The sequence below is a fragment of the uncultured Dokdonia sp. genome (assembly GCF_947492815.1).
Classification (GTDB): Bacteria; Bacteroidota; Bacteroidia; order Flavobacteriales; family Flavobacteriaceae; genus Dokdonia.
Genome location: NZ_CANLOB010000008.1, coordinates 84265 through 102159, shown reverse-complemented (window position 1 = coordinate 102159; position 17895 = coordinate 84265). Strand labels below are relative to the sequence as shown.

Below are 17895 nucleotides of genomic sequence, written 5' to 3'. Positions count from 1 at the left end.
GAATGAGAGTCTAAGGTACTATCTAAAATTGAAGCACAATAGATTTTAAAATAGCTTTAACGTTAATTTGATAAGAAGCAAGTAGTCATAGAAAACTTTAGATCGAATTCAATCTATGGTATTCTAACCATTCTAGAGGAGTTTCTAATTTTTGATGGCTAAATTCAAGGTGAATAACTCTTCTCTGTTTTCCATTGGTAGTTCTGCTAGATGCATGTAATGTGAGTGGTTTCATAAACATTACACCTCCTTTTTTAACATCACATATTTTTTCTGTATCTGTATCCCAATTTTTTTGATCTGTACGAATAATACCTTTTGTATGAGAAGTGGGAATTACCTTTAAAGCGCCATTATGTAGGTTTGTATCATCCAAATGTATTCTAATAGTAGTAATACTTTTAAGAATATCTAAAGGTGGTTGCACGCCATACTGTCCTTTTTTATAGGTCCAGTTTATATACGCTTTGAGTTCCTTTTTTTGAGTAACGGAGATACTGAGATCTTGATGATAGGGAACAAACCAATTAGATTTTGCAGGTTTGTTAAAGTAAATTGCTTTGGTTAAGAAATAAGGTGATTTATAAATACCAGATAGTAACGATTTCAGGTTTTCGTTAAATAAAACTCCTTCTAACTTTGGAATATTTTTTAGGAGTTGTCGTATGGCAAATACATCCTTTGTTTTTAAGAAATCTTCTTCGTGTTGAGTGGCTTTCTCTACACAGGTTGCTATTTGTTGTATTTCTGTAGTTGAATATACATTATCTAAAATATAGTATCCTTGTGTTTCAAGTGTATGTGATAGATGATGTATATTCAATTCATTTATCTTTCTAAATGTAAATTTACAGCATTATAGTATTTATCTGCAACTACTTTTGCACCTAAACTATTATAATGTACTTGATCTGCTAATAAGATATCATACCAATCTGAAGCCATATCTACAGCAATTACTTGAGAATCTTCTGTAGTACGTTCTCCAGAAACGGTTAAAATAGCATCATTAAAACTATTAAAAATTAAGATGTTTTCTTCATCATAAATTTCAGATACTGCCGGTGCAATTTGTTCTATAAAAATAGTGATGTCAGGGTTGTAATCTTGTAAAATGTCTATGATCCCATGTATGTTTTGAATAGCATCTTCATTAGCAATATTTCTCACTAAATCATTACCACCAATTCCTAATAAAATAACATCAGGCATTTCTACACTAGCTAATGTTTCTTCTAGAGATGATAATACATTTTTTGTGGTATATCCACCTACACCTCCATGCTCACTATCAAAATTTAAGCCATCTACTAATGGGTATTCACTTGTATCTATATTTGGACCTAAAAAATCAACGGTCCAGTTGTTTTGAATAAAACTTTTCCAAAGTTCAAAACGATAACTTTCATGATTAGGTCTATTACCTTGAACTCTTGAATCTCCAAGAGTGAGTATGTTTACTTCATATGCAGGAGGAGCATTCTCAAGACCTCCTTCATCTGTACAAGAGACAACGATTAAAAATAAAAATAGAACTGCTAGTTTGTAAATTTTTGGGGACATAATAATCTTAATTTGGGGTTGGGTATACTATGAAAATTAGATTGTATAATTTTTAGTAAAAGCTTTTTTTAGAATTGAACATATTAGTTTAATGTTCTTGTGATTCAATTTTGTTACCCTATAAATTGTGAGATTAATTTATAAGTATTGAATGTTAAAGCTTGCATGTGAACTATATATCAGATATACAGCTAATTATACAATTAGGATTTTTATTTAATACTGCTTGTGAAAATAAGAGGAATTAGTCCGGAATTGTAGAAGTGTAATTTGTGTCATGACGTTTAATTTTTGATTTAGGAAGTACAAATATAGGGAAATTTGTGTTAATCAACGATGTGTTAAAAACAATTAATAAAGATTATTCTTACAAAATAAATAAACTTTAACAGTTTTTAATAAAAATTACTGTTTAGAAGTCTTCAAAAGAATACCTTTTATTTTGAATACCACATTTTCTAAATGATATATTTTTTATTTGACTGATGGGTAGTTTGTTGTGTAGTTATTCTTTGCTTTTTCTCCAAAATTTTGCAGTAGCATATATGCATAATCCTGTCATACATACAGATAAAACCATAAGATACCCTCTTTGAGGAGCAATATCTGGAGCAGAAGAAGTGAGTATTCTATAGGTTTCAGAGATACCACCTAAGCTTAAAAGTCCGAGAAAATAGGCAACTACCTTGTTTGTGTTCATAGTAACGTGTTAAGAGGCGCTAATATAAAGCTACGATTTTGTAATATATATCCGCAGTGCATTTTTATAAAATAACTGGTATATTATCTTATCAATCTTCATTATTTACTTCAAATCCTAATGAAGTAATGAATATTTCTTCGATTCACCCTTCAGGGAGGGGAAAAATCAAGAAATCTATCCAAAATGTACATCGGGAATATATTAGTAATATGTAATAGGAAATAGCGTTTATACTATCATTTTAATTCATCTTAATAACTTCTTACCCATACACCTTCTATACTCGTAAAGGTATTAGTATCTTTACTCCCTAATATTTTTGAAGATATGATATATCGTTTTAGAGTCATTCTAGATACAGAAGAAGATGTATTTAGAGACTTAGAGATTGATCAGACAGCAACCTTGGAAGATTTCCATAATGCCATCAATCAATCTTTTGGATTTGATGGAGGAGAGATGGCATCTTTTTATAAGAGTGACGATCAATGGAATCAAGGCGAGGAGATTTCTCTTTTTGATATGAGTGATGGAAGTGTACAGGTACGATTAATGAATGAAACACTCGTAGAAGATGTGATTAGTGAGGCAGAAACACGTATGCTTTATGTATATGATTTCTTAAGTATGTGGCGTTTTATGGTGGAGCTTGGAGAAATTGCAGAGCGTGAAGAAGGCATCATCTATCCTAACTTGATGTTTGTACATGGTCAAATACCAGACCAAGCACCAGAAATAAACTTTGAAGCTGATGAAGAAGATATGGGGCCAGAATTTGATGATGATCTAGATATAGATGATCTTGATAACCTTAATTTTGATCAAAACTGGAACTAGTCTATCCCCAGAAACATACCCAGTGTAAACTAACAATACCAAACCAAGTACATGATTAATTTATATAGCACGCAAATTGAGTCACTCTCTATTCATAGAGTTGGTAATAAAAGTAAAGCAGAAGGTCTTTTTGTGTCTAATGATCCGTATCCTTTAAGTGATGAAATTACTCCATTAATAAAGGAATTCTTTTTTAAACCTTTTAGAGAAAAAGAAGAAAACTATTATCGCTTTGATCATGAAGCCGATTTAGAGTTTCATACCTTATTTGGAATTGCACAGAAGATTTTTGAAAACCCTAGTGCAACGCACTTACTCTCTGAAGAGATTGCAAAACATTTGTATGAACAGAGTGAGCATCCACATATTAAAGCTGGAGAGTTATATATCGCACATTTAGATAATGTGATGATTGATAATATTAAAACCGATGCCATAGGGATTTTTAAAAGCGAGTTAAAGCAAGACTTTTTACAATTTCGCGAAAGCGGGTCTAACCTAGAAATGCTTTTAGAACAAGGAATCAATCTTAATAAATTAGATAAAGGCTGTCTGATTGTAAATCATAAACCAGAAGAAGGATATAAAATCCTATCGGTAGATTCCAATCGTTACGACACCAAGTATTGGCTTGAAAACTTTTTAGGCGTTGAGATATTTGAAGATGATAATTTTTATACGAAGAAGTATTTAAAATTCTGTCAAGACTTTGCTAAAGATGTAGTACTTCCAGCAGAAGATAAGAAAGAAGAAGTCTTATTTATGAACCGTGCGGTAAATCATTTTGCAAAGAATGATGCCTTTAATGAAAGTGCCTTTGTTAATGAAGTTTTGGAAAACCCTGATTTAATTCCAGAATTTAAACATTATAAATCGGAACAAGCACCAAAATATAAAATAGAAGACTTAACAGAGTTTCCTATTAGTAACAAAGCGGTAAGTTCGCAACGTAAAAAAATAAAGAATCTAATCCAGTTGGATACAAATATTCAAATCAAGTTAGATTTTATCAATCCTGAAAGTGCAGAAAAATTTGTAGAAAAGGGTTGGGATGAAGAAAAACAGATGTATTATTATCTTGTTTATTTTAATAAAGAGCAGCAATAACAAGGCTTCACGATATACAGTCCCGCATTGCGGGACTTTTTTTGTAACAAAAAGTTTTGGTAACCGTCTAGTTTACATAACACAATCAAAAAACATATCTTTTTGGAAACAATACTCACACTCAATAAACTTACCAAGCATTACGGTGCGGTACGTGCTGTAAATGATCTCTCATTTACCATAGAAAAAGGAAATGTGTATGGTATTTTAGGACCTAACGGAAGTGGAAAATCAACTACTTTAGGAATGGTGCTGAATGTCGTAAACGCCACAAAAGGAGATTATCACTGGTTTGACGGATCAGATTCTACACATAATGCGCTTAAAAAAGTAGGCGCGATCATAGAACGTCCAAACTTTTATCCATACATGACGGCAAGTCAAAACCTTGGACTTGTATGTCAAATAAAAGGCGTATCTAAAGATAAGATAGACGAAAAACTGGAAGTTGTAGGTCTATTAGACCGTAAAGACAGTAAGTTTAGAACCTATTCGTTAGGAATGAAACAGCGTCTTGCTATTGCTTCTGCCTTATTAAATGATCCGGAAATTTTAATTTTAGATGAACCTACTAATGGTTTAGACCCACAGGGGATTCATCAAATTAGAGAAATTATAAAAAAGATAGCAGCCTCTGGCACGACCATTTTACTAGCTTCTCATTTACTAGATGAAGTAGAAAAAGTGTGTTCTCATGTGGTTATTTTACGTAAAGGTGTAAAGTTGTATTCAGGTCGCGTAGATGCGATGAATGCAAGTCATGGTTTCTTTGAATTGAAATGTGATGATACCAAAAAACTTGTAGACTATCTTAACAATAACCCAATGTTTGGAGACGTAAAAACAGAAGGCGATTTGGTTACTGGATTTTTAAATAATCCGCTTAGCGCGAAAGAATTGAATAATCAATTGCATGCCCAAGGCATTGTTCTTAGCCATCTTGTACAACGTAAGGAAAGCTTGGAAGAGCAGTTCTTAGAATTGACTAACAACCTAAACTAAACCGCCATGCTACGACTTTTAACGATAGAATATTATAAACTTAAACATAATAAAGTATCTAGAGTTCTCATCTTAGGATACTTTATACTATTATCTGCAATTGCACTAATTTCTTTAATAGAAATTCCAATTATTAAAGTGAAATTAGCAGAACAAGGTATTTTTAATTTTCCATTTATATGGCATGGAAATACTTGGTTAGCCGCTTTACTTAAATTTTTCCTTGCCGTCGTGATTGTGTCTATGACCGCAAATGAATATAGTAATAGAACACTCAAACAGAATTTGATAGATGGATTAAGCAAAAAGGAATTCATACTTTCTAAGTTTTTTACAGTAATTGTTTTTTCTTTAATCTCAACCATTTTTGTAGGGCTCTTAAGCTTTGTATTAGGATTGATCTATTCAGACTTTAATGAACCAGCAATCATTGTACAAGGATTAGAATTTTTGTTTGCTTTTTTCTTGAAATTGGTAGGATTCTTTTCTTTCTGTTTATTCTTAGGAATTTTAATAAAACGTTCAGCATTTGCTTTGGGCTTCCTCTTATTTTGGTGGATTGTAGAATGGATAATTTTAGGTCTTGTCTCTTGGGGAGTAAATAGCGAAGTGGGCTGGAAAGTATGGGATGTTTTACCACTTGGTTCTATGTGGAATCTGATTAATCAACCATTTACAAGAATGAACTTTGTTCAAAATGCAGCAAGCCGATTAGATGCCGATGCAGCATTAGATTATGCAGTGCATTGGTATGAAGTAGCGATTGTCTCAGTGTGGATTTTTATATTTATATATGCCTCATTTGCATTACTGAAAAAGCGCGATTTATAATTTTATTTTCGCTTTCGCGAAAACAAATCAAGATATAAAACAATCAAGAGTCAGGACGAAATATATGTTTTGGCTCTTTTTTATGCTTCCGCGAAAGATGATTCGGGTATCTGTTACTAGAGTATCATTAAATTGCCCTAATGTCTGTAGTAAAACGATCCGGTTTCTTGCTTGTTTTTCGCGAAAGCGAAAAAAGTCATACCTATATTGAGGAGGTTTTGGTATAGCTAATCAAAAAAAGAAATGGTACATTTATAGGATACTAGGCAGTTATGCAAAAAAACTACTATAAAATCCTACTTGTATTTTTGCTCATCTCGCCCTTTCTAGAGGCGCAAGAGATAGAGCAGTTTACGATTTTTGCTGGACGTTTTGATTATACTGCTATAGGAAACACACTCAATACAGATGAAAATGGAGGCGGTGCTCCTTGTGAAATTCTTACAGAAAGTGCGGCCACGCTAACCCTTGCACCAGATCAAACAGTAGAAGCTGCATATTTGTATTGGGCAGGTTCTGGCACAGGCGATTTTGATATTACTCTTAATGATATTCCGCTTACAGCAGAGCGTACCTTTGCAGATCAAATAGATGACGACCGCGTATTTTTTGCAGGATTTGTAGATGTAACTACGATGGTACAAACTATAGGATCTGGAGAATACATCTTTGGAGACTTAGATTTAACGGATGCGATTACGCCTTTCTGTTCTACAGGAACTAATTTTGGAGGATGGGCCATCACCGTTATTTTTGAAGACCCAGATCTACCTTTAAATCTTGTTAATGTTTTTGATGGACTTGAAAATGTGTCTCAGTTTAACAACGAACTGACGATAGAACTAGAAAACCTAAATGTTTTAGATAATGAAAATGCTCGTATAGGATTTGTTGCATGGGAAGGAGATGCGGGTATTGCTGTAAATGAAACCCTGTCTATAAATGGGAATATCTTAAGTAACCCTCCATTAAACCCAGCAGATAATCAATTTAATGGGACTAATAGTTTTACAGGTCAAGATGATTTGTATAATATGGATATTGATTTTTACAGTATTGAAAATAATATCAATATAGGAGATACTTCGGCTACGATTCTGCTTACTTCCGGTCAGGACTTTGTAATGATTAATAATATTATTACAGTATTAAATAGTCAATTGCCAGATGGGGTAATTGCTATAGATACATTTGATGTCGCTTGCGGCAGCAGAGATGTTGAAATTACATATACAGTATCAAATTTGGGAACAGATCCTTTGCCTGTAGGAACGTCTGTGGCATTTTATGCAGATGCTGTCCTTGCCGGAACGACCATAACCACTGCAGAAATACTTCCTGACGCATCACTATCTGGATTAATTACATTGACTATTCCTAATGGAATTCCTGATATCTTTACCTTAATAGCGGTTGTAGATGATGACGGGACTGGAAATGGGGAAGTCACTGAGACTAATGAAGTAAATAATGAATCATCTGAGGTTTCTATAAACTTGAATGTAATAGACATAGAAACACCTTTGTTGGATGTAAGTGTGTGTGATGATGAAAGTAATGATGAGATTGCTTTTTTTGATTTGACTGTTATTGGTGATATGGCAGTAGGAGGACAAACAGGAGTTATAGTTACCTATCACGAGACAGAAGGTGATGCTATCGCTGGTAGTAATCCAATTACGAATCCTGATAGCTATGCAAATAGTACAAATCCTCAACAGATTTTTGTGCGCTTTCGTCTAGAAGCAGATCCCTTGTGTACACGCATTGAGTCTTTTATGATATCGGTAGCGGCACAACCTGTAATTCCTGATTTAGAAGATACTATAGTGTGTGATGATGAAAGTAATGACGAGACTGCTATATTTAATTTGTCTTCCCAAAACGGAACTATCATAGGAACACAAACAGATGTTTTTATTCAGTTTTATACTAGTCTAGTAAATGCGCAAACAAACACAGATCCTATTGCAAACCCTACAAGTTTCCAGAATACAAGTAACCCACAAACTATTTTTGTGCGACTCTCTAATACGTTAGCAGAAGATTGTTTTGATGTGTCTTCTTTTCAACTTATAGTAGAAGATGTTCCTGTAATAGCAAATGCCTTAGGAAACCTTTTAGTCTGTGATGATCAAAATAATGATGGCCTGTTTACATTTGATTTAACAATAAATGAAGTACTCGCCATTGGAAATCAATCTAATGTAACAGTGACGTTTCATCTTACAGAAGCTGATGCTACTAATGGAGATGATGCAATTCCCAACCCAGATAGTTTTGATAATACGATGTCTCCGCAAACCATTTATTTGCGTATTGTACAAAATGATGATGCGATATGTGTAACTACAGATTCTTTCCTTCTGGAAGTATTTGATCAACCTATCATACCTTCTTTAAACGATATTGTTGCTTGTGATGATAGTAGCAATGATGGTATTTTATTATTTGACCTTACCCAACAACAAGCTACAATTGTAGACGGACAAGAAGATTTTACAGTAAGTTTTCATACCACATTAGAGGATGCCCAGAATAATATAGGTGGTATTCAGAATCCAGAAGTATATCAAAACATAGAAAATCCACAAACCATATATGTACGCTTGGAAAATCCTGATAATACGGCATGTTTTGATTTGGGTATTTTTGGAATTGAAGCACTTACTATAGATCCTCCACAGTTATTACCCGCTATAGAAGCATGTAATGAAGGTTTTGAAATGGCAACATTCGATCTTGTGTTAGCTGCCGAAGATATTGTACTACTAGATGATGAGGTGATAACGGGGTATTATGAAAACCCTGATGATGCTTTTAATGAAGTGAATCAAATCGAAAACCCGTTTATATATACAAATAGTACAAACCCGCAAACTATATATATACGAACCGATAGCCCCAATAGTGATAGCTGTTACAATTTGGCTCAGTTTACAATTACTATAGAAAACTGCCCTCCCTTTGTGCCAGATGGCTTTTCTCCTAATGGAGATTCCATAAATGATGTCTTTGAAATTAGTAATCTTAAAGATGTCTTTGATTATGAATTAACTATTTATTCTCGCTTAGGAAACTTGATTTATAGTGGAGATAATGAAGTCCCATTTTGGGACGGTATTCCTAATCAGGGTATTGGTGGTAACGAAGCTCCTACAGGAGTGTATTTTTGGGTGCTAAAATTAAGAGATCCAAACATTGATGATATGGTGGGATGGGTATACTTAAACCGTTAATACAAATTTCTTAGTAAAACTCGATTTTGAAAATTTAACGGACAAATTCAAAATTATAAGTTGGACTAATCCTTTTTTTAGTGGTATCTAAATTCAATACTTCTTATAGTTGAATATGAATAAAATGAGCATATTCTAAAATATTTTTAGCCTATAAATTGTTAATACGAATTTCTTACAAAAATTTGTTAAAATTCACTAGCTTTGTCCGATCCTTCTAATGTTATGACTTTTAGAGAACTCAATCTTAATAATTCTTTGTGGAATGCATTGGAAGACCTAGGTTTTTCCGAGCCAACTTCTATTCAAGAACTTGCTTTTTCCCCTGTAATGTCCGGTAGAGATGTTGTAGGTATCGCACAAACAGGTACGGGAAAAACGTATGCATATATGCTCCCAATCTTACGAATTCTTACACGCTCACGTCAGGAGACACCTAGAGTATTGATCTTGGTGCCTACGCGAGAGCTTGTTGTTCAGGTAGTTGATGAAATTAACAAGATATCAACTTATTTGGATGTACGTGTGGCAGGAGTATATGGTGGTGCAAATATCAATACACAAAAAAAGCTTATTGCAGAAGGTCAAGATATTATTGTAGCCACACCTGGACGTTTATATGATCTTGCTGTAAGTAGGGTTTTACAACTTAAAACTATTCAGAAGTTAGTTATAGATGAAGTAGATGTGATGTTAGATTTAGGGTTTAGACCTCAACTAATGAACATCTTTGATATTCTACCTCCGCGTAGACAAAATATTATGTTTTCTGCAACCATGACAGATGATGTGGATGCATTAATTAGTGATTTCTTTCAAAAACCACAACGCATTTCTGTAGCGCGTAGTGGAACACCACTCGAAAATATTACACAAATAGGATATAAGATTCCTAACTTTTATACAAAGGTCAATTTTTTGATGGATGAACTCGCTTCCGCGAAAACATACCCAAAAGCATTACTATTTACTAGAGATAAACGTATGGCTGATCGTCTTTTTAAAAGACTAGACGAAGCATTCCCTAAACAATGTGAAGTGATACACTCTAACAAAACGCAAAACTATCGTTTAAATAGTATCAAAGATTTTGAAGAAGGTGTCGTACGTATTCTTGTTGCAACAGATGTAATGGCAAGAGGGTTAGATATAGATGATATTTCACATGTCATTAATGTAGATACACCCAATTATCCAGAAAACTATTTGCATCGTATAGGAAGAACTGGTCGTGCACAACGACAAGGTACAGCCATTGTTCTTACAACTCCAAAAGAAGAGAAAGCACTCGCAGATATAGAGGAATTAATGCAGTATGAAGTTCCTCAAACAGAATTGCCAGATACTGTAGAGATATCTGAAGAATTAGCTCCAGAAGAGCGTCCTGAGGCAAAGGAAATTTATAATCCTATCCGTAGAAAGAATATGGAAGATGAGGATGCGCCAGGACCTGCCTTTCACGAGAAGAAAGAAAAGAATAAAAAAGTCAATTTAGGTGGTTCATATCAGCGAACTATAAAGCAGAAATATAAAAAGCCTAAAACAAGAGGAGATAAGAATTACAATAAAAGGAATAAACGGAAATGATAAAAAAACTACTTTATAACCTTAGTGTTTTTTGTATTCTGACACTATTATTAACATCTTGTTTGGGGAGGAATAAATTTGATCCTGATGCTTATGTAAGGCCAATAGAGATTGTTAAACTTTCAGAAAATCATTATCAATATATTTCATATTTAAAATTAAAAGAATCTACTTACTATCCTTGTAACGGTTATGTTTATATTTCTGAAGGAGAAGCGGTTGTTTTTGATACACCTGTAAATGATAACGATACAAAATTACTTATAGATTTTGTCCAGACAGAATTAAAAGCAACGATAAAAGGAGTTGTTGTAAATCATAATCATAGTGATGCTTCTGGAGGATTAAAAGCTTTCGCGAAAGCAAATATACCTTCATATGCTTCGTCTAAAACCGCAGCTATTTTAGCCAAAGATTCCATAGTAATAACCCACCCATTTGAAGTGAAGCAGGAAGTAAAAGTAGGAAGTAGTACTGTTGAAAATGCCTATTTTGGACCTGCACATACCCAAGATAATATTGTGTCTTATATCAAAGAAGAAGAACTGTTATTTGGAGGATGTATGGTACGACCTTTATTTGGATCTATAGGTAACATAAAAGATGCAGATACACAGCAATGGCCAAAAACGATTCAGAAAATAAAAGAAACATATCCAGATGTTAAAACAGTGATACCAGGACATGGAGCCAAAGGAGATGTTTCACTACTAGATTATACGATAAGCTTGTTTTCAGAAAAAGAAACACAAGGCTGATAATTTAGAATAATTCCAAAAGTCTTTCTTTATATCTTAGATTTATTAATAATCTAAAAATAACGATACCTTCTTGTATATTGACAAGTAGGTATAAAAAATAATGCTATGGAAGATAATAAGAAAAGAGGAGGAGATGCTCCTATTGCTTGTGAGGTTGTAGAAGGAAAGAAATACTCTTGGTGTACTTGTGGACACAGTGAAAACCAACCTTTTTGTGATGGAGGTCATAAAGCAGCAGAAAGCACACCTAATCTACGCTTTGAAGCAAAAGAAACAGGAACTGTATATTTATGTACGTGTAAATTAACGAAGAACCCTCCGTATTGTGATGGGTCGCATAAAAACTAATGTAATTTATACATTTTTAAATATCAATGTAAAAGCAATAACACTAAATGAATTATATAATGCGTCTTAAGATGAGAAATTGTTTTTGTCTTACGTAGTAGTGAAACTCTTGTAAACACATAGTTTCGAAAACTTTTATAATGAAGTAGAGGAGAAATGAACAAGTATCTTTAGTGCATTTTATATTTTTTTGATGTAAAACATATAAGCCTTGGTATATTTATATCAAGGCTTATATTTTAAGAAAAAAGACAAAGCTACTCTTTAAATATTGTTCTAATCTAAAAGAAGTTTTAGAAACTATTAATTTAGAAGAATTTGCCTAAGTTTTATAAAACTATTAGAAAAGAATGTTTAATGAGTAAGAGTATTGTGATTTTTTCTATATCCTAAAATGTTTTTTAAAACGATTGACTAGAATCCAAACCCTACACAACATTGCCCATTTTCATCCACGTTGCCAATACAATTTTGACCTGCTGGAGCTTGTATAACACAAGATCCACCTCCAATTTGGGAATAATTACTAAAGCATCCAATCGTAAGACAAATTTCTCCCCAGCCTCCTAATATGTTTTTTTGTGCTTTCTGACTTAAGGTTTGTACTCCATTTAAATTTTTTATTTTTTTTAACATAGTTACATAATTTATTAATTTCATAATTAATATGAACATTTAAAGACACTCATATTGTATGTCTACTCTTGCAAGAATGTTTTTATAATTGTATGAATAATCTGATCATATTCAAATGAAATTATTTTAATGTCATTTTCATTTGACTAATAAGTGTTTTCTTTCTTTCTCCTTTCTCTCGAGGATACAACAGAATGTAAGTTATGAGAGAAATAAGGTGACGGTATTTTTTAGAAACTTAAGAAATGATACAATAAGAACTTTATTACAAAAGTCATATGGTAACAGAAAACAAACCTAACCTACGTTTTAAGACTAAAAAGACAAGAACAGTTTATTCATATACCTATGCTGTTTGATTTAAGCTTTCTATTAATTGTACTTTTATTAGTTCTTAATTCTAAAGTGATTTCTATTTGAATACATTCAACTTGTAAAAGATTCTGAATTTGATTCCTTTTTAGATATGTCTAATTGCCTGTAATATTTTATGTAAGTTCAATATTTATATTGAACCTATAACACTATGAGTTTACTCACAATTTTTTAAATACAAATGTTGAACTTAAACTTTATTTAAAAAGTTATAGTTTTAATTGTTATTAATAACATTTTATAGTTAATAGGAAAATTATTTAGATTGTGAAAAACACAATACGTCCAAAATTGATTGGATAAGTATTGTGTTTTAAAATGTATACTTTTTAAGTGTGCACTAAATGTTTAACAGGGAATAGTTCTAAAAACTTCAGAGTTAGCGCCATGTGTTTTACAACCCGCTTCATATGTTAGACAGTCACATGTTGCTCCTCCTTTAATAGCATTTAAAGTTTCTAATTTAGAAATGGTCTCTTTGTTGAAGGCTAATTTTGAAATTAACGAATTTGATTTTTTTTGCTTCATTTTTATTATAGTTTTATGATTAAAATTATTTCTGTTAAAATTATAATCAATGATTGATGAAATTAATTCATCCCTATAAAATGTGCTGAATTTTAGGATATAATATATGATTGACAAAGACTTTTTATTTCATGTAATGTATGCTTGGGACGGAAATAACATTTAAGGGACTAATTTTATTCGCCATATTCAGGAAATAATCTCTAGGAGGTTATTTTTTGTGTTTTATAAGAACAGTTTAAGTACCTATTACCGGTAATAGAAATTTTGCTCACATTGTTATTTAATGAAAGGTATAAGGAAAAATAAAGTATAATTAACTTTCTATTACATTAAGGAAAGTCCAATCTCTTCTCCTTTTTGGATCATAAAAGCATGTGCTGCTTCATGTTCATTAGGAATGATACCTTCCAAAATAGCTTCTTTAATGGCTTCTTTAATAATGCCAATTTCTCTTCCTGGAGCAAGTCCAAACGTCTTCATAATTTCTTCTCCAGATATAGGAGGTTGGAAATTACGAATGTGGTCACGTTCTTCTACTTCTTTTATTTTACGACGTACCACCTTAAAGTTGTTGTGGTATCTTTTAAAACGCTTTGGGTTTTTAGTCGTAATATCTGCCTCACATAATGTCATCAAATCTTCAATGTAATCTCCTGCATCAAATACCAACCTTCGTACAGCACTGTCTGTCACATGATCTTCAGAAATGACAATAGGTCGCGAACTCATTAATACCATTTTTTGAACAAATTTCATTTTGTCATTTAATGGCATCTTTAAACGCTTAAATAATTTATATACCATCTTAGACCCTACAAATTCATGTCCGTGAAAGGTCCAGCCTACTTTTTTACTGAATTTTTTGGTAGGCGCTTTTCCAATATCATGTAATAATGCAGCCCATCGTAACCAAAGATCGCCTGTGTTTTTAGAGATGTTGTCTACAACTTCCAGTGTATGGTAAAAGTTATCTTTATGTTTTTGGCCTTCTACTTCATCGATTCCCTTTAAAGCGATCAGTTCAGGAAGTATGTACGGAAGTAGCCCTGTTTTTTCTAACAATAAAAAACCTTTAGAAGGTATAGGGCTCAATATGATTTTATGAAGCTCAGTTACAATGCGTTCTTTGGTGATAATTTTTATGCGATCTGCATTACGTGTAATAGAGGCTAATGATTCTTTTTCAATAGTAAAGTTAAGTTGCGTTGCAAAACGAATAGCACGCATCATTCGTAAAGGATCATCACTGTAAGTAATATCAGGATCTAAAGGAGTTTTTATAATTCCTTTTTTAAGATCTTCTATACCTCCAAATGGATCAATAAGTTCTCCATAATGCGCATCGTTTAATCGTATGGCAAGTGCATTGATAGTAAAATCACGACGATCTTGATCATCCTGCAAACTTCCATTTTCTACAATAGGATTACGACTATCTCTGGTGTAAGATTCTTTACGTGCACCTACAAACTCTACTTCTGTATTACCACTTCGTAACATGGCAGTTCCGTAGGTTTTAAATACCTGAACTTTTGGTCGGTTTGGTAGAAGTTGCGATACTTTTTGTGCAAGCTCAATACCGCTTCCTACAGCTACCACATCGATATCTTTTGCAGTGCCGCGTTTTAAAATATAATCACGTACAAACCCACCTATTACATAGGACTCTAAAGCTAGCGCATCAGCAGCTTGGGAGATGGTTTTAAAGATAGGGTCTGATAAAGCATTTTGGTAAGTTGGCATTCGTATGTATTTGTATGAGATCTCTTATTTTCTAATTACAGAGACTTTTCCGTCATTGGTTAATTTAATAATAGTTGAAGGGGCAAGACATTTTTTTTGTCGGTCCAAATTTACAACATAGTCTACGCCTTCCAAAATAACAGGGTCTATCTCTTTAAAGCTTCTAGGTGTTGGCGAACCACTAATATTAGCACTTGTTGATACAATAGGTTTTCTGAATTTCTTCAATAAAAAATTGCAAAATTTATTTCGACATACACGTATTCCTAAAGTGTTATCTTCTGCAATTAGATTTTCTGCTATACGAATAGGATCGTCATAAATAATGGTAGTAGGTTTAGCAGCATATTTTAAAATATCGTAGGCTACTTCAGGAATTTCTTCTACATATTGTTGTAGCATTTTAAAATCACTCACAAGACAAATTAACGCTTTGCTTTCTGCACGTTTTTTAAGCTGATATACTTTTTCAATAGCATCAGCATTTGTAGCATCACATCCTATACCCCATACCGTATCTGTCGGGTAGAGAATGAGTCCGCCTCTTTTAAGTGTTGCGATTGCTTTTTCGTGTTCTTCTTTCATAATCTATATAACTTATTATCTTCTGTGTCTTTAGACTATTAATGTTCCATCTATATGTTGAAATAGGATATAGTCTTCAATGCTCCCTGTCTTATAGGCATTTCTTTTTCTTCCTACTTTTCTAGGCAATCTAAGGTCATTTTTAACAAAAGATACTGTGAAGGTCGTATCATGATTACTGACCATTATTTGACAAGAATCAATACCAATTTCATAATTGGTGATTTCTCCTCCAGAAATATATTCTGTTAGGAAATTCCAAGTTTTGTCATCTCCGTAATTAGAAGTCCAAGGTTTTGTTTTGTTGTATAAGTCAGGATCACACGTTACAACGTTATTATCAATGATAACATAATCTCCAGCTCCCCAAACAGCATACGTTAAGTATTCATCATTACTGAGTTGTAAACCAAAAAAACCTGCGCCTCCCATTCCGTAATTTCCAAGATGTGAGTTAAAATCTATAATCTCTAAACCAATAATATCTTTTTTATGTACTTGTTTGAGTAATGTAGGTCTATTAAATATTAATTGGTCATCTTTTTTTATTTCTCCATAGAGCATATAAGCTTCTTCATCACCTTCAGGGAGTCCAATTTCAGTATATGCTAACCAACCTTTTTTTTTCCATTCAGGCAAGTTCTTATGTTGAACAATCATCGAGTATTGTTCAATAGCTCCCATTTTTAAATTTAAATAATCGTGTTCAGTCATTTTAATGTGATGGATGATGTCAAGATGTAAGGCTTCTATAAACGTCTATATATTGTTGTGCTGCATTTGCCCAACTAAAACTTTTTGAATGTGCTATGTATGCTTCAGAAAGCATATTTGTATTTTTTGAATAATTAGCTAATCCTTTTGTTAATACATAAGCCATATATGCTGGATCGTAATGATCCCAATAAAAGGCATGTGTTCCTCCTACTTCAGGTAACGATGTATTATTAGATATAAAAACAGGTTTTCCAAATCGCATCGCTTCTATAGGAGGTATACCAAACCCTTCTCGTAAGGAAGGAAATACAAAAGCAGTACAGTGTTTCAAGTAATATTGTTTGTCAAATTCAGAAATCTTCCCAGTACATATCACCCGATCTTGAAGTCCGTGTTTTTGAATGCATTCTTGCAAGGTTGTTCTTGCATAATCAGTTCCGTTATTACCAGCAAGTACAAGTTTGTATTCAGGGATATGTGCTAGCATTTCTACTAGTGAATGGAAGTTTTTACGTTCACTAAACTCACCAATACTAAAAAAGAAAGGACCCTCTACTTTTATGTTAGGAACATGATTCTCTGGAAGTGTAATGGTTTCTAATGTGTTGCCATTATAGATAATATATTCAGGAACATCAGGAATTTTAAAGTATTTGTGAGTAGATTCTTGGGAGTACTTAGAAATATACGTTATCGCATGACTTCGATCTAGTTTAGCTTGAAAACGTTGGTTACTCTCATGATTCAAATCTTTAGATACCTCATCTATAAAGTTGACGTCATGTACTGTAAGCACATAAGGAATATCATGATATGGCTCTATCTTTACATTTTGATTGAGCGAGTGCCAAACATCATATTTTTTTCGAATCCTAAAAGGTGAGCGTCTATGTAACGTATAGTATTTCTTATAATCAAAATAATCTCCAAACTCTTTTTGAAAAGGAGCAGTGTCTTTTGCATATAAGGTACATCGTATGTCAGAAACTTGGGCATTATACATCCCTTTAATAAGATGATAATTAAATTGTCCAAAACCTGTTTTTAGGTTTTTGAGATTATGACTCTCTAAAAAAATAGTAGGAATTTCAGACATGCGAACAAAGATAAATCAAAACTCCTGATTGTTCATTGTTTAAATTAAAGTATAGATAATTTTTAAAAATAGCTTTAGTACATCAAATAATATAATAAAATGGAAGTAAGAAATATTGAAAGTACTAAAATTGGACCTATGAAAAACATATAGAATACTAATTCATAAAAATAGGACTTTGGTTTAATTTTCTTTAAGTAGAAATTTGATTTCATAAATATTTTATTGTGAGCT

The 17895-nt window shown here is 32.8% G+C and carries 17 protein-coding genes; 8 read left to right on the top strand and 9 right to left on the bottom strand.

The window, feature by feature from the left end; translation table 11 throughout:
* Positions 1 to 97: 97 nt before the first annotated feature.
* The 3 genes from Q1A01_RS10065 to Q1A01_RS10055 all read right to left on the bottom strand — a co-directional run bounded on the left by Q1A01_RS10065 (position 98) and on the right by Q1A01_RS10055 (position 2263).
* The gene (locus Q1A01_RS10065; RefSeq protein WP_299679792.1) at positions 98 to 823 is read right to left on the bottom strand and encodes a phytanoyl-CoA dioxygenase family protein; all 726 of its coding nucleotides are present in this window, start codon (positions 821 to 823) and stop codon (positions 98 to 100) included.
* Between the two features lie 5 nt (positions 824 to 828).
* A complete protein-coding gene (locus tag Q1A01_RS10060) occupies positions 829 to 1563 on the bottom strand; it encodes a GDSL-type esterase/lipase family protein (RefSeq protein WP_299679789.1) in 735 nt (244 codons plus the stop codon).
* A 505-nt stretch (positions 1564 to 2068) separates the two neighbouring features.
* Positions 2069 to 2263 carry a hypothetical protein gene (locus Q1A01_RS10055; RefSeq protein ID WP_299679786.1) on the bottom strand — a complete coding sequence of 65 codons (195 nt, stop codon included), beginning with the start codon at positions 2261 to 2263 and terminating at the stop codon, positions 2069 to 2071.
* A 330-nt stretch (positions 2264 to 2593) separates the two neighbouring features.
* Here Q1A01_RS10055 and Q1A01_RS10050 point away from each other — a divergent pair, with 330 nt between their 5' ends.
* The 8 genes from Q1A01_RS10050 to Q1A01_RS10015 all read left to right on the top strand — a co-directional run bounded on the left by Q1A01_RS10050 (position 2594) and on the right by Q1A01_RS10015 (position 11978).
* Positions 2594 to 3103 carry a hypothetical protein gene (locus Q1A01_RS10050; protein WP_299679783.1) on the top strand — a complete coding sequence of 170 codons (510 nt, stop codon included), beginning with the start codon at positions 2594 to 2596 and terminating at the stop codon, positions 3101 to 3103.
* Positions 3104 to 3154: 51 nt separating this feature from the next.
* A complete protein-coding gene (locus Q1A01_RS10045; protein WP_299679780.1) occupies positions 3155 to 4210 on the top strand; it encodes a nucleoid-associated protein in 1056 nt (351 codons plus the stop codon).
* A 102-nt stretch (positions 4211 to 4312) separates the two neighbouring features.
* A complete protein-coding gene (locus Q1A01_RS10040; protein ID WP_299679777.1) occupies positions 4313 to 5212 on the top strand; it encodes an ATP-binding cassette domain-containing protein in 900 nt (299 codons plus the stop codon).
* Positions 5213 to 5218: 6 nt separating this feature from the next.
* Complete coding sequence (locus Q1A01_RS10035; RefSeq protein ID WP_299679774.1) at positions 5219 to 6043, top strand: ABC transporter permease subunit; 825 nt, start codon at positions 5219 to 5221, stop codon at positions 6041 to 6043.
* A gap of 272 nt (positions 6044 to 6315) precedes the next feature.
* Positions 6316 to 9282, top strand: coding sequence for a gliding motility-associated C-terminal domain-containing protein (locus Q1A01_RS10030; RefSeq protein ID WP_299679771.1), 2967 nt, complete (start codon positions 6316 to 6318; stop codon positions 9280 to 9282).
* Positions 9283 to 9507: 225 nt separating this feature from the next.
* On the top strand, positions 9508 to 10869 hold the full coding sequence (locus Q1A01_RS10025) for a DEAD/DEAH box helicase (protein WP_299680028.1): 1362 nt from the start codon (positions 9508 to 9510) through the stop codon (positions 10867 to 10869).
* A gap of 62 nt (positions 10870 to 10931) precedes the next feature.
* The gene (gene bla, locus Q1A01_RS10020) at positions 10932 to 11627 is read left to right on the top strand and encodes a subclass B1 metallo-beta-lactamase (RefSeq protein WP_299679768.1); all 696 of its coding nucleotides are present in this window, start codon (positions 10932 to 10934) and stop codon (positions 11625 to 11627) included.
* A gap of 108 nt (positions 11628 to 11735) precedes the next feature.
* The gene (locus Q1A01_RS10015) at positions 11736 to 11978 is read left to right on the top strand and encodes a CDGSH iron-sulfur domain-containing protein (RefSeq protein WP_299679765.1); all 243 of its coding nucleotides are present in this window, start codon (positions 11736 to 11738) and stop codon (positions 11976 to 11978) included.
* A 414-nt stretch (positions 11979 to 12392) separates the two neighbouring features.
* On the opposite strand, the gene Q1A01_RS10010 is transcribed toward Q1A01_RS10015, so the two are convergent.
* The 6 genes from Q1A01_RS10010 to Q1A01_RS09985 all read right to left on the bottom strand — a co-directional run bounded on the left by Q1A01_RS10010 (position 12393) and on the right by Q1A01_RS09985 (position 17661).
* The gene (locus tag Q1A01_RS10010; RefSeq protein ID WP_299679762.1) at positions 12393 to 12614 is read right to left on the bottom strand and encodes a hypothetical protein; all 222 of its coding nucleotides are present in this window, start codon (positions 12612 to 12614) and stop codon (positions 12393 to 12395) included.
* Between the two features lie 723 nt (positions 12615 to 13337).
* Positions 13338 to 13517 (bottom strand): hypothetical protein, encoded by a 180-nt coding sequence (locus tag Q1A01_RS10005; protein WP_299679759.1) that lies wholly within the window; start codon positions 13515 to 13517, stop codon positions 13338 to 13340.
* Between the two features lie 327 nt (positions 13518 to 13844).
* Positions 13845 to 15263 carry an HD domain-containing protein gene (locus Q1A01_RS10000; RefSeq protein ID WP_299679755.1) on the bottom strand — a complete coding sequence of 473 codons (1419 nt, stop codon included), beginning with the start codon at positions 15261 to 15263 and terminating at the stop codon, positions 13845 to 13847.
* Between the two features lie 24 nt (positions 15264 to 15287).
* Positions 15288 to 15848 carry an L-threonylcarbamoyladenylate synthase gene (locus Q1A01_RS09995; RefSeq protein ID WP_299679752.1) on the bottom strand — a complete coding sequence of 187 codons (561 nt, stop codon included), beginning with the start codon at positions 15846 to 15848 and terminating at the stop codon, positions 15288 to 15290.
* Positions 15849 to 15878: 30 nt separating this feature from the next.
* Positions 15879 to 16562, bottom strand: coding sequence for a hypothetical protein (locus Q1A01_RS09990; RefSeq protein ID WP_299679750.1), 684 nt, complete (start codon positions 16560 to 16562; stop codon positions 15879 to 15881).
* Between the two features lie 19 nt (positions 16563 to 16581).
* Positions 16582 to 17661: a glycosyltransferase family 1 protein gene (locus Q1A01_RS09985; RefSeq protein WP_299679747.1), complete on the bottom strand. Its 1080-nt coding sequence runs from the start codon at positions 17659 to 17661 to the stop codon at positions 16582 to 16584.
* Between the last annotated feature and the right edge of the window lie 234 nt (positions 17662 to 17895).